The organism is Micromonospora humi (assembly GCF_900090105.1).
Lineage (GTDB): Bacteria > Actinomycetota > Actinomycetes > Mycobacteriales > Micromonosporaceae > Micromonospora > Micromonospora humi.
Genome location: NZ_FMDM01000032.1, coordinates 1 through 14,764 on the forward strand (window position 1 = coordinate 1; position 14,764 = coordinate 14,764).

Annotated in this window: 1 protein-coding gene and 1 pseudogene; both read left to right on the forward strand. The window is 76.3% G+C overall.

Going from position 1 to position 14,764, the window contains the following annotated elements:
* Positions 1-175: 175 nt before the first annotated feature.
* Positions 176-5,101 (forward strand): annotated as a pseudogene (locus tag GA0070213_RS32615) (type I polyketide synthase); the annotation flags it as partial.
* Positions 5,102-5,138: 37 nt separating this feature from the next.
* On the forward strand, positions 5,139-14,764 hold a 9,626-nt coding region (locus GA0070213_RS32425), incomplete at its 3' end, for a type I polyketide synthase (RefSeq protein ID WP_139128759.1).

Here is a 14,764-nt window from a genome sequence, read left to right on the forward strand (position 1 = left end):
CGTGGTGCCGATCAGTTTGGACCTGTCGGGTTATCGCACGGGTGAGGTGGAGGTGCCGGCGCTGCTGCGGTCGCTCGTCCGACCCGCCCTGCGCCGGGCCGGCGTTGCCGCACCCGACACCGACACCTTCGCCAGCCGCCTCGCCGCGCTGCCCGAGGCCGCCCGGCACCGGTTCGTGCTCGACACCGTCGTCAGCCACGCCGCCGCCGTGCTCGGCCACGAACCCGCCGAGGCGATGAGCCCGAACCAGGCGTTCAAGACGCTCGGCTTCGACTCGCTGACCTCCGTCGAGCTGCGCAACCGGCTGCGCGCCGCCACCGGCGTGCTGCTGCCCGCCACGCTGGTCTTCGACTACCCCACCCCGGCCGCGCTCGCCGGATTCCTGCGCGAGCGGCTGACCGGCGACACCGTCCCCAGCCGGGCCGCGCGCATCACCGCGCCCGCCGCGCACGTCGGGACCGACCCGATCGTGGTGGTGGGCATGGGCTGCCGCCTGCCGGGCGGCGTGTCCTCCCCGGAGCAGCTCTGGGACGTGGTGGCCGGCGGCCGCGACACCATCACCGGGTTCCCGGCCGACCGCGGCTGGGACCTGGCGAACCTCTACGACCCGGACCCGGACCGCCCCGGCACCACCTACGTGCGCGAAGGCGGGTTCGTCGACGCCGCCGCCGACTTCGACGCCCGGCTGTTCGGCATCTCCCCCCGCGAGGCCCTCGCCATGGACCCCCAGCAGCGGCTGCTGCTCGAGGTGTCCTGGGAGGCGCTCGAACGCGCCGGGATCTCCCCGGACTCGCTGCGCGGCTCACCCACCGGCGTGTTCGTCGGCGCCGCATCCTCCACCTACGGCATCGGCGTGGACCTGCCCGACGAAGTGGAGGGACACCTGCTCACCGGCGCGGCCACCAGCATCATGTCCGGCCGGGTGGCCTACCAGTTCGGCCTCGAAGGCCCGGCCGTCACCATCGACACCGCGTGCTCGTCGTCGCTCGTCGCGCTGCACCTGGCCGTCCAGGCGCTACGGGCCGGCGAGTGCGACCTGGCGCTGGCCGGCGGCGTCACCGTCCTCACCAACCCCGGCATCTTCACCTCGTTCGCCCGCCAGCGCGGCCTGGCCGCCGATGCCCGGTGCAAGCCGTTCGCGGCCGCCGCCGACGGCACCAGCATGGGCGAGGGCGCCGGCGTGCTCGTCGTCGAGCGGCTGTCCGACGCGCGCCGCCACGGCCACCGCGTCCTCGCCGTGGTGCGGGGCAGCGCGGTCAACCAGGACGGCGCCTCCAACGGCCTCACCGCCCCCAACGGGCCGGCCCAGCAGAAGGTGATCCGGCAGGCACTGGCAGGCGCCGGGCTGAACGCCGCCGACGTCGACGTGGTCGAGGCGCACGGCACCGGCACGAAGCTCGGTGACCCGATCGAGGCGCAGGCGCTGCTGGCGACCTACGGGCAGGACCGGGACCGGCCGCTCTGGCTGGGCTCGGTGAAGTCGAACATCGGGCACACCCAGGCCGCCGCCGGCGTGGCCGGGATCATCAAGATGGTCATGGCGTTGCGGCACGAGGCGTTGCCGGCGTCGCTGCACGTCGACGAGCCGACCCCCGAGGTCGACTGGTCCACCGGAGCCGTCCGCCTGCTCACCGAGGCCCGCCCGTGGGACACCACCGACGACCGGCCCCGCCGCTTCGCGGTCTCCTCCTTCGGCATCAGCGGCACCAACGCCCACGCCATCCTCGAAGCACCGCCCACGGACCACGCCCGGCCGGTCACGCCGACGGTCGACGGACCACTCCCGTGGACGATGTCGGCGCAGAGTCCCGAGGCGTTGCGGGCCCAGGCCGGCCGGCTGCGCGAGCTGCTCGACCGGGAACCGCGGCTCGACCCGGCCGACGTCGGGGCCGCGCTCGCCGCCACCCGGGCCACCCTCGGGCACCGTGCCGTCCTGACCGCCGCCGACCGTGTCGGGTACGCCGCCGCGCTCGACGCGCTCGCGACCGGCGCACCGACGCCGACGGTCGTCACCGGCGTCGCCCAGGACCGCCGGACCGCGTTCCTGTTCACCGGGCAGGGCGCCCAGCGGATCGGCATGGGCGCCGGGCTGGCCGCCCGGTTCCCGGTGTTCGCCGAGACGTTCGACGACATCGTCGCCCGCTTCGACGGACTGCGCGCGGCGCTGGAGTCCGACGAGATCCACCGGACCGTGCACGCCCAGGCCGCCCTGTTCGCGGTCGAGGTGGCGCTGCACCGGCTCCTGGAGAGCCGGGGGATCAGCCCCGACTTCCTGCTCGGGCACTCGATCGGGGAGATCGCCGCCGCCCACGTCGCGGGCGTGCTCGACCGGGACGACGCGGTCACGCTCGTGGCCGCCCGGGGCCGGCTCATGCAGGCGCTGCCCGCCGGCGGCGCGATGCTCGCGGTGCAGGCCACCGAGTCCGAGGTCCGCCCCGTGCTTCCCGACGGCGTGGACGTCGCCGCCGTCAACGGCCCGACCTCGATCGTCCTCGCCGGGCCCGCCGAGGCGCTCGACGAGCTGGCCCCGCGGTTCGCCAAGGCGACCCGGTTGACCGTGTCGCACGCGTTCCACTCGTCGCTGATGGCGCCGATGCTCGCCGAGTTCGCCGAGGTGGCCGGCGGCCTGACGTACCGGCGTCCGCTGATCCCGATCGTGTCCGGCCTGACCGGGGAGCCGGTCGACGACTACTCGGCCGGCTACTGGGTGCGGCACGCCCGGGAGACGGTCCGCTTCGCCGACGGCGTCCGGTGGCTCCAGGACCACGGCGTCTCCGCGTTCGTCGAGGTCGGGCCGGACGGTGTGCTCGCCGCGATGCTGCCGGCGTGCCTACGGGAACCGGCCGGCGGCGAACTCGCACCGTTCGTCGTCCCCACCCAGCGGCGCAACCGCGACGAGGCCGAGACCCTGACCCAGGCCGTCGGCCGGCTGTTCGCCGAGGGCGCCCCGGTGCGCTGGGACGCCTGGTACCCGGGCGTCGCCCGCCGGGTCGACCTGCCGACGTACGCGTTCCAGCGCGAGCGGTTCTGGCTCGCCGACCGGGCCGCCCGCCCGGCCGAGGAGGGCGCCGCCGAGCGGCACTTCTGGGACGCGGTGGCCGGTGGCGACCTCGACGCGATCGCCGCCGACCTGGACCTCGACGCCGGCACCCCGTCCCGGGAGGCGCTCGGCAGTGTGCTGCCCGCGCTGTCGAGCTGGCACCGCCGGCAGCGGGAACAGGCGGCCGTGCTCGACCTGCGGCACGCCGTGCGGTGGGAGCCGCTGGACCGCTCCGCCGCACCGCCGGCGAACGGGCCGTGGCTGGTGATCGCCGCGCCGGGCGACGAGCCGCCGCTGGACGACGTCGTGCCGGTGCGCGACGCGGCCACCCGTACCGACCTGGCCGTCGCGCTGCGCGCCGCGGCCGACGGCCGCACGCCCGCCGGGGTGCTGTGGGCGCCGCCCGCCGGACTGGCCGACGCGGCCGCCCGGACCCTCACCGTCGTCCAGGCCCTGGACGACTCCGGCATCGGCGTACCCCTGTGGTGCCTGACCCGCGCTGCCGTGCAGACCGGCGCCGACCCGGACGTGGACGTCGCGCACGCGCAGATCTGGGGCTTCGGCCGGGCCGCCGCGCTGGACTGGCCGCAGACCTGGGGCGGGCTGGTCGACGGCCCGGCCCGCTGGACCGCGCGCACCCGGGCCGACCTGACCCGGATACTCGGCGGCGACGAGGACCAGGTCGCCCTGCGCGACGGTGGCGCGCTCGGCCGCCGGATCACCCGGGCCGCCACGCTGCCCGCCGCCCGGTCGCCCTGGCGCCCGGCCGGCACCGTGGTCGTCACCGGCGGCACCGGCGCGCTCGGCGCCGAGGTCGCGACGTGGCTCGCCGAGCGGGGCGCGGAGCACCTGCTCCTGCTCAGCCGGCGTGGGCCGGACGCGCCCGGCGCCGCCGAGCTGACCGCCGACCTGCGCGCCGGTGGAACCCAGGTGACGGTCGCCGCCTGCGACGTCGCCGACCGGGCCGCGCTCGCGGCGGTGCTCGCCGCCGTGCCGGCGGACCGGCCGGTCACCGGCGTCGTGCACACCGCCGGCGTCGACACCGGCCAGACGCTGGACACCGCCACCGAGGACCACGTGGTGAGCGTGCTGCGGGCCAAGGTGGACGGCGCCCGCCACCTCGACGAGCTGCTCGCCGACGCACCGCTCGACGCGTTCGTGCTGTTCTCGTCGATCGCCGGGATCTGGGGCAGCGGGCACCAGGCGGCGTACAGCGCGGCCAACGCCGCCCTCGACGCGCTCGCCGAGCGGCGCCGCCTGCGGGGCCGCACCGCGACCGCGGTCGCCTGGGGGCCGTGGGCCGGCACCGGCATGGCGGCCACCGAGGAGGCCGCCGCGTTCCTGCGCCGCCGAGGGCTGCGGCCGATGCCGGTACGGTCGGCGCTGACCGCGCTGGGCCACGCGGTCGACCACGACGAGACCTGCGTGACGGTCGCCGACGTGGACTGGACGCCGTTCCTGGCCGCCTTCACCGCCATGCGGCCCAGTCCGCTGATGCGGACGGTGGCACCCGCGCCCGACGACGCCGAGGTGCCGGAGCCGGCGGCGGAGGCCACCGGGGGGCTGCGCTCGCGGCTCACCGGTCTCCCACCCGCCGACCGCTACCGGGTGCTGGCCGACCTGGTCTGCCGCACCGCCGCCGACACCCTCGGCTACGCCGGCGGCGCCGTCGAGGAGAACCGCAGCTTCAAGGAGCTCGGCTTCGACTCGCTGACCGCTGTCGAGTTCCGCAACCAGCTGAACGCGGCGACGGCGCTCACCCTGCCGATCTCCCTGGTGTTCGACCACCCGACCCCGGCCGCCGCTGCGGCCTACCTGGAGCGCGAGCTGTGCGCCGGGCAGGCCGACGACCCGGACGAGCAGGAAACCGCGCTGCGGGCCGCGCTGGCGACCGTGCCGATCGCCCGTCTCCGCGACGCCGGCGTCCTCGACGTGCTGCTGCGCGTCGCCGGGCTGGCCGTCGACGAGGAGCCGGCCGGTTCCGGTCCGGCGGCCGAGGAGATCGACGACCTCGACGTGGACGCCCTGATCCAGATCGCGCTCGAGAACGACAACGACTGATGCTGCTGCTGACCATGGGTAACGGTGGGAGATCCTGATGAGCGACCGCGCCGAGAAGACGGTCGAAGCGCTGCGCGCTTCGTTGAAGGAGATCGAACGTCTGCGTCAGCAGAACCGGGACCTGGTGAGCGCGGCACGCGAGCCGATCGCGATCGTCGGCATGGGCTGCCGGCTGCCGGGCGGCGTGACCGACCCGGCCGGGCTCTGGCAGCTCGTCGCCGAAGGCCGCGACGCGATCGGCGGATTCCCGGTCAACCGCGGCTGGGACGAGATCCCGGACGCCCCGGACGCGCCCGCGTACGCCCGGCAGGGCGGCTTCGTCCACGACGCCGACGCGTTCGACGCCGGCCTGTTCGGCATCAGCCCCCGCGAGGCCGTCGCGATGGACCCGCAGCAGCGGCTGATCCTCGAATCGGCGTGGGAGACGGTGGAACGCGCCGGCATCGACCCGCTGTCGCTGCGCGGCAGCCGCACCGGTGTCTTCGTGGGCGCCTCCGCCTCCTGGTACGGGGCCGGCGCCGCCGTCAAGGAGACCGAGGGACACCTGCTCACCGGCACCGCCAACAGCGTCATCTCCGGCCGGATCGCCTACACGCTCGGGTTGGAGGGCCCGGCCGTCACCATCGACACGGCCTGCTCGTCGTCGCTGGTCGCGCTGCACCTGGCCGCGCAGGCCCTGCGGCAGGGCGAGTGCACGCTGGCCGTCGTGGGCGGGGTCACCGTCATCCCGGGCCCGGCCGTGTTCGCCGAGTTCGCCCGGCAGGGCGGCCTGGCCGGCGACGGGCGGTGCAAGTCGTTCGCCGCCGGCGCCGACGGGACCGGCTGGTCCGAGGGCGCCGCCGTGCTGGTGGTGGAGCGGCTCAGCGACGCCCGCCGGCTCGGCCACGACGTGCTCGCCGTCGTGCGCGGCAGCGCGGTCAACCAGGACGGCGCGTCGAACGGCCTCACCGCACCCAACGGACCCGCCCAGGAACGGGTGATCCGGCAGGCTCTCGCCGCCGCCCGCCTGGTCGCCGACGACATCGACGTGGTCGAGGGGCACGGCACCGGCACCACGCTCGGCGACCCGATCGAGGCGCACGCCCTGCACCGGACCTACGGCCGCGACCGGGCCACCGGGCGCTCGCTGTGGCTGGGCTCGCTGAAGTCGAACATCGGGCACACCCAGGCCGCCTCCGGCATCGCCGGCGTCATCAAGATGGTCATGGCTATCCGGCACGGCGAGCTGCCCCGCACGCTGCACGCGGACGTCCCGGACCCGAACATCGGCTGGGCGCCCGGCGGCGTCGAACTGCTCACCGAGGCCCGACCGTGGCCGGTCACCGGGCAGCCGCGCCGCGCCGCGGTCTCCTCGTTCGGGATCAGCGGCACCAACGCGCACGCCGTCATCGAGGAGGCGCCACCGGTCGAGCGGCCGGTCGCCGAGGCCGTCACCGCGCCCCGGATCGTGCCGATCCCGCTCGCGGCGGGCTCCGACGCGGCGCTGCGCGCCCAGGCCGGCCGGCTGCGCGGCCTGCTCACCGTCGAGCCGCCCGCCGATCTGGTCTCGGTGGGCCTCGCCTCCGCCACCACCCGGGCCGCGCTGGAGCACCGGGCGGTCGTGCTGGCCGGCGACCGCGCCGCCGCGCTGGACGCGCTGGACGCCCTGGCCGAGGGACGCCCGGACGCCAACCTGGTCCGGGACACCGTGCACACCGGGCGCACCGCGATCCTGTTCACCGGGCAGGGCGCCCAGCGGGCCGGGATGGGCCGCGCCCTCGCCGAGGCGTTCCCGGTGTTCGCGGACGCGTTCGACACGATCGTCGCGCGCTTCGACGGGCTGCGGGCGGCGCTGGAGTCCGACGACGTCCACCGGACCGTCCACTCCCAGGCCGGCCTGTTCGCCTACGAGGTCGCGCTGCACCGGCTCCTGGAGAGCTGGGGGATCACCCCCGACTTCCTGCTCGGCCACTCGATCGGTGAGATCGTCGCGGCCCACGTCGCCGGCGTGCTGGACCTCGACGACGCGGTGACCCTGGTCGCCGCCCGCGGCCGGCTCATGCAGGCGCTGCCGCCCGGCGGGGCGATGCTCGCGGTACGCGCGTCCGAGGAGTCGGCGCGCGAGATGATCGCCGGTACGGACGTCGACGTCGCGGCGGTCAACGGCCCGGCGTCGGTGGTGCTCTCCGGCCCGGTCGAGGCGATCGACGAGCTGGCGCCCCTGTTCGCCAAGGCGACCCGGCTGACGGTGTCGCACGCGTTCCACTCGGCCCTGATGGAGCCGATGCTGGCCGAGTTCGCGGCCGCGATCGCGCACCTCGAGTACGCGGCGCCGCGGATCCCGGTGGTGTCGAACCTGACCGGCGAACCGGTGACGGCGTTCACCGCCGACCACTGGGTGCGGCACGTACGCGAGGCGGTGCGCTTCGCCGACGGCATCGGCTGGCTGCGCGCCCAGGGCACCACCCGGTTCCTGGAGGCCGGCCCGGACGCGGTGCTCACCGCGATGACCCGGCTCTGCCTCGACGGCGCCCCGGCGCTGGTCGCCCCCACCGCCCGCCGTGACCACGACGAGGTGCACACGGTGCTCGGCGCCGCCGGCCGCCTGCACGCCCACGGCGCGGCGGTGGACTGGCGGGCGGTGTTCGCCGACTGGGGCGGCACCCCGATCGCGCTGCCGACCTACCCGTTCCAGCGGGAGCACTACTGGCTCGGCGCCGCCCCGACCGGCGTGGCGGACCTCCGCCACCGCGTCACCTGGGAACCGGTCGACCTCGGCCCGGGCACGCTCGACGGCACCTGGCTGCTGGCCGGCGCGGACGACGACATCGCCGCCGCGCTGCGGTCCGCCGGGGCCACGGTGACCCCCTTCGCCGTCGGCGACCGGCCCGACCGTACCGAACTCGCCGCCCGTCTGCGCGCGCTCGGCGACGTCGCCGGCATCGTCGTCGCCGGGGCGCCGGACACCTCGGTGATCGCGCTGCTCGCCGCCGCCCGCGACGCCGACGTCGCCGGCCGGCTCTGGTGCGTGACCCGCGGCGCCGTCGCGGCCGGACCGCACGACGCCGTCGCCGACCCCGACGCGGCGCGACTCTGGGGCCTCGGCCGGGTCGCCGCCCTGGAAGCCCCCGACCGGTGGGGCGGCCTCGTCGACGTCGACGGCGACGCCGTCGACCAACTCGCCGGCGTCCTGGCCCAGCACCGCGAGGACCAGGTCGCGCTGCGCGCCGGCGGGGCGCTCGGCCGGCGCCTGGCCCCGGCCGGCGAGCCCGGCCCGGGCACCGCCTGGCAGCCGCGCGGCACGGTGCTCGTCACCGGCGGCACCGGCGGCCTCGGTGGGCACGTCGCCCGCTGGCTGGCCGAGCGCGGCACCCCGCACATCATGCTGCTGTCCCGGCGCGGCGCCGACGCGCCCGGCACCGCCGAGCGGGTCGCCGAGCTGACCGCGTACGGCAGCCGGGTCTCGGTCGTGGCCTGCGACGTCGCCGACGGCGACGCCCTCGCCGCCGCCCTCGCCGAGGTGCCCGCGGACCTCCCGGTCACCGGCGTCGTCCACACCGCCGGCGCGATCGACGCCACCGCCCTGGACGAGGTCACCCCGGCCGGGTACGCCGCCGTGCTGCGCGCCAAGGTGGACGGCGCGGCGCACCTCGACCGGCTGCTCGCCGACGCCGACCTCGACGTCTTCGTGCTGTTCTCCAGCATCTCCGGGATCTGGGGCAGCGGCGGCCAGGCCGCCTACAGCGCCGCCAACGCCTACCTGGACGCCCTCGCCGCCCGCCGCCGCCACCAGGGTCGGGCCGCGACCGCGGTGGCCTGGGGGCCGTGGGCCGGCGACGGCATGATCACCGCCGACGACGCCGAGACCTACCTGCGCCGCCGGGGCCTGCGGCCGCTGGCGCCGCGGCGGGCGATCGCGGCGCTGGCCCACGCCGTCGACCACGACGAGGGCCAGATCGTGGTGGCCGACGTCGACTGGGACCGGTTCCAGCCGGCGTTCGTCGCCGGCCGTCCGTCGGCGCTGTTCCCCGACCGCCCGGCCGCGCCCGAGACCGCACCCCGGGCGTCCGCCGACGACGCGCTGCGGCGCAAGCTGGGGGCGGCCGACGAGGACGAGCGCCTGAGGACGGTCCTGGCGCTCGTACGCGCCGAGGTGGCCGCCGTGCTCGGGTACCCCGACCCGGCGGCGGTCGAGCCGAACCGCCCGTTCAAGGCGCTCGGCTTCGACTCGCTGACCGCGGTCGAGCTGCGCGACCGGCTCAACACCGCGACCGGGCTGACGCTGCCGGCCAGCCTCGTCTACGACTACCCGAGCCCGGCCGCGCTGGCCGGCCACCTCACCGCGGAGATCCTCGGCGCGGCCGGCGGCCCGGCGGTCACGGTCGTCGAGCGGGCGGCCGGCTCCGACGAGCCGATCGCCATCGTGGGCATCGGCTGCCGGTACGCCGGCGACATCCGTACCCCGGAGGACCTGTGGCGGCTGGTGGCCGCCGGCGGAGACGGGGTGTCCGAGTTTCCGGCCGACCGCGGATGGGACCTCGCCGGGCTCTACCACCCGGACCCCGACCACAGCGGCACCTCCTACACCCGGCACGGCGGGTTCATCGGCGACATCGCCGACTTCGACGCCGGCATGTTCGGCATCTCGCCGCGCGAGGCGCTGGCCATGGACCCACAGCAGCGGCTGCTGCTGGAGACCAGCTGGGAGGCGTTCGAGCGGGCCCGGATCGACCCGGAGTCGCTGCACGGCAGCCGGACCGGCGTGTTCATCGGCTCGAACAGCCAGGACTACCTGGCGCTGCTCGTCGGCGGGGACGGCGACGCCGAGGGCTACGTCGCCACCGGCAGCGCGGCGAGCGTCGTCTCCGGGCGCGTCGCGTACGCGTTCGGCCTGGAAGGCCCCGCGGTCACCGTCGACACCGCCTGCTCGTCGTCCCTGGTCGCGATCCACCTGGCCGCCCAGGCGCTGCGCAGCGGCGAGTGCACCCTGGCGCTCACCGGCGGCGTCGCGGTGATGTCGACGCCGACCATCTTCACCGAGTTCTCCCGCCAGCGCGGACTGTCGGCGGACGGCCGGTGCAAGGCGTTCGCGGACGCCGCGGACGGCACCGGCTGGGGCGAGGGCGTCGGCCTGCTCCTGCTGGAGCGGCTCTCCGACGCCGAGCGCGCCGGCCACGAGGTGCTGGCCGTGCTGCGCGGCAGCGCCATCAACCAGGACGGCGCCTCGAACGGGCTGACCGCCCCGAACGGCCCGTCGCAGCAGCGGGTGATCCGCCAGGCCCTGGCCAACGCGCGGCTCGCGCCGGCGGACGTGGACGCGGTCGAGGCGCACGGCACCGGCACCCGCCTCGGCGACCCGATCGAGGCCCAGGCGTTGCTGGCCACCTACGGCCAGGACCGCGACGAGCCGCTGTGGCTCGGCTCGGTCAAGTCGAACATCGGGCACACCCAGGCCGCCTCCGGCGTCGCCGGCATCATCAAGATGGTGATGGCCCTGCGGCACCGCAGCCTGCCGGCCACGCTGCACGTCGACGCGCCGTCGTCGAAGGTGGACTGGTCCACCGGCGCGGTGCGGCTGCTGACCGAGCCCCACGAGTGGCCCGCCGAGCCCGGCCGGATCCGCCGCGCCGGCGTGTCCTCGTTCGGGATGAGCGGCACCAACGCCCACGTCATCATCGAGGAGGCCCCGGCGCCCGCCCCGGCGCCCGCCCCGACGGCGACCCCGGCGACAGTGCCGTGGATCCTGTCCGCCCGTTCCGCGGCGGCGCTCACCGGGCAGGCGGAGAAGCTGGCCGCGTTCGCCGCCGGCCGGCCGGACCTGGACGTGGCGGCCGTCGCCCGGGCGCTCGCCACCACGCGGGCGAGCCTGGCCCACCGGGCCGTCGTCGTCGGCGGCACAGCCGAGGAACTGGTCGCCGAGCTGGCGACCGTGCCGGCGGGCCCGGCGGCGGCGGACGGCGACGGCGCCGTGGTGCTGGTGTTCCCGGGCCAGGGCAGCCAGTGGCTCGGGATGGCCGCGGCGCTGCTGGACGAGTCGCCGGTGTTCGCCGCCCGGATCGCCGAGTGCGCGGCGGCGCTGCACCCGTTCGTGGACTGGAACCTGCTGGAGATCCTGCGGTCCGACGACGACGGCTGGATGTCGCGGGTCGACGTCGTGCAGCCGGTGCTCTGGGCCGTGATGGTGTCGCTGGCCGCGCTCTGGCAGTCCCTGGGCGTGGCGATCGCCGGTGTGGTCGGCCACTCGCAGGGCGAGATCGCGGCGGCGGTGGTCGCCGGGATCCTCACCCTGCCGGACGGCGCGCGGGTGGTGGCGGTGCGTTCGCGGGCGCTGCGGGCGATCGCCGGCACCGGCGGGATGCTCGCGGTCGCCGCCGACCCGGCGACGGCCGCCGGCCTCGTCGAGGGAGTCGCCGGTGTGTCCGTGGCGGCGATCAACGGCCCGGCGTCGGTGGTGCTCTCCGGTGACGTCGCCGGCATCGAGGAGGTCGCCGCGCGGTGCGCCGACCGGGGTGTGTGGTGCCGGCGGGTGCCGGTGGACTACGCCTCGCACAGTGCCCACGTGGACAGCCTGCGCGGGGAACTGCTGGCCGCGTTCGAGGGGCTCACCCTGCGGGCGGGCACGGTGCCGTTCCACTCCACGGTCACCGGAGGGCTCGTCGACGCGGCCGAGCTGGACGCGGCGTACTGGTTCGAGAACCTGCGCCGGCCGGTGCGCTTCGACGACGTGGTGACCGGGCTGATCGCCGCCGGGCACCGGCTGTTCGTCGAGGCCAGCCCGCACCCGGTGCTCACCGCCGGCATCGACGAGCGCGGCGGCGCGGCGACCGGCTCGCTGCGCCGGGACGCCGGCGACCTGGCCCAGCTGATGCGCTCGGCCGGCGATCTCTGGCGGCGCGGCGGCCACGTCGACTGGCCGGCGCTGACCGGCGACGGCCCGACCACCGACCTGCCGACGTACGCGTTCGACAGGCAGCGGTTCTGGCCCGCGGTGACGGTCCGCGGGGACGCCGCCGCGATCGGCCTCACCGAGTTCCGCCACCCGCTGCTCGGCGCCGGGGTGGTGCTCGCCGACGGGGACGGCGTGGTGCTCTCCGGACGCTGGACGCTCGCGGCGCTGCCCTGGCTCGCCGACCACGCGGTCGCCGGCCGGATCGTGGTGCCCGGCACCGCGTTCGTCGAACTGGCCTGGCAGGCCTGTCTCGCCGTCGGCGCGCCGGCGGTGCGGGACCTCTCCCTGCACGCGCCGCTGGCGCTGAGCGGCGACGGCGGCGTGTCGGTGCAGGTCCGGGTCGGCGCTCCCGAGGCGGACGGCGACCGGACGGTCCGGGTGTTCTCCCGCGCCGGCGACGACAACCCGCTGGATGCCGGCGACGACTGGGTCTGCCACGCGTCCGGCGTGCTCGGTGCGACCGGCCCCGCCGCGTCGGCGGAGCCGGAGACCTGGCCGCCGTCGGGGGCGGTCGCCGTCGACGTGGACGGCTTCTACCCGGCCGGCGTCGAGGCGGGGTACGGCTACGGCCCCGCCTTCCGCGGGCTGCGGCGGGCCTGGCGGGTCGGCGACGACGTGTACGCGGAGGTGGAACTGCCCGAGTCGGTGCCGCCCGCGGCGTACGGCGTGCACCCGGCCCTGCTGGACGCGGCGCTGCACGGCCTGGGGCTCGGCGCGCCGGACGGAGCCGGGTCCGGCCCGATGCTGCCGTTCTCCTGGTCCGGGGTGCGCCTGTTCGCCCGGGGCGCGTCGACGCTGCGGGTGCGGTTGGCGCGCGCCGACGACGGCGGCGTGGCGGTGTGGTTGTCCGACCCGGCCGGCGCGCCGGTCGCCTCGATCGACCGCCTCGTGCTTCGGGCCTGGGACGGGGCCCCGGCGGCCGACGCCGGCACCCGGGAGGCGTTGCTGCGGGTCGACTGGTCGCCGCTGCGTGACGCGGTCGCCGTGGACGTGCCGGCCGAGGTGTGGCGGGTGGACTTCCCGGACCCGGCGGTGGCGTTGGCGCGGGTGCAGGGCTGGCTGGCGTCGACCGTCGACGGCGTGCTGGTCGTCGTGCTGCCCGGCGCGGCACCGGCCGGCGGCACGGTCGTCGACCCGTACGCGGCGGGGGTGTGGGGTCTGCTGCGGTCGGCGCAGTCGGAGAATCCGGGCCGGATCGTGCTCGTCGACGGTGCCGGCGAGGACGGGTTCCTGCGCGGGTTGGCCGGGCTGGGTGAGCCGCAGGTGGCGGTGCGCGGGTCGGTGGTGTTCGTGCCGCGTCTGGTCCGGGCGTTGCCGTCGTCGTCGCTGGTGGTGCCGGACGCCGTGGCGTGGCGGCTGGACGTGGTGGGTGGGTCGTCGTTGGACTGCCTGGCGTTGGTGCCGGCCGACGACGCGCTGGCCCCGTTGGCCGCCGGTCAGGTGCGGGTGTCGATGCGCGCCGCCGGCGTCAACTTCCGCGACGTGCTGATGGCCCTGGGCCTCTATCCGGAGCCGGCCCGGATGGGCTCCGAAGGCGCCGGCGTCGTGCTGGAGGTCGCCTCCGACGTCACCGGCGTCGAACCCGGCGACCGTGTCTTCGGCTCGTTCGTGGGCGCGTTCGGCCCGGTGGCGGTGACCGACCACCGACTGCTGTCACCGATGCCGGCCGGTTGGTCGTTCGCGCAGGCGGCGTCCGTGTCGACGGCGTTCGTGACCGCGTTCCACGGGCTGCGGGACGTGGCGGGCCTGCGGGCGGGGGAGCGGCTGCTGGTGCACGCCGGCGCGGGCGGCGTCGGTATGGCCGCCGTCCGGTTGGCGCTGGCGTGGGGTGTGGAGGTGTTCGCGACCGCGTCGCCCGGCAAGTGGGACGTGCTGCGGGGTCTGGGCCTGGACGACGCGCACATCGCGTCGTCGCGGGACACGGGTTTCGAGGCGGCGTTCGGCCCGGTGGACGTGGTGTTGAACTCGCTGGCGGGTGAGTTCGTCGACGCGTCGTTGCGGATGCTCGGCGACGGCGGTCGGTTCGTGGAGATGGGCAAGGCCGACGTCCGCGACGCCGACGGGCCCGCCGCGCGGGGCGTCGCGTACTCCGTCTTCGACCTGACCCGGATCGGCGTCGACCGGATCGCCGCGATCCAGGCCGAGGTGGTGGACCTGGTCGAGCGCGACGACGTCGCCCTGTTGCCGTTCCGGGTGTGGGATGTGCGGGATGCGGCGGAGGCGTTCCGGTTCATGTCGCAGGGCCGGCATGTGGGCAAGATCGTGTTGACGATTCCGTCGGCGCCGTCGGGCACGGTGTTGTTGACCGGTGGTACCGGCGTTCTCGGCGGCCTGTTCGCGGAGCATCTCGTCAATGTGCACGGGGTGCGGGATCTGGTGTTGGTGTCGCGTCGTGGTCCGGATGCGCCGGGTGCGGGCGACCTGGTCGCACGGTTGCGGGAGGCCGGCGCCGAGGCGCGGGTGGTCGCGGCGGACGTGGCGGACCGCGCGGCGTTGGCCGGGGTGCTGGACGGGATCGAGGATCTGTCGGGTGTGGTGCATCTGGCGGGTGTGCTCGATGACGGCGCGTTCGAGGGCCTGTCGGCGGAGCGGATCGCGTCGGTGTGGGCCGGGAAGGCCGTCGCGGCGGCGCATCTTGACGAGTTGACGCGGAACCGGGATCTGGCGTGGTTCGTGATGTTTTCGTCGGCGTCGGCGACGTTCGGTACGGCGGGTCAGGCGGGTTATGCGTCGGC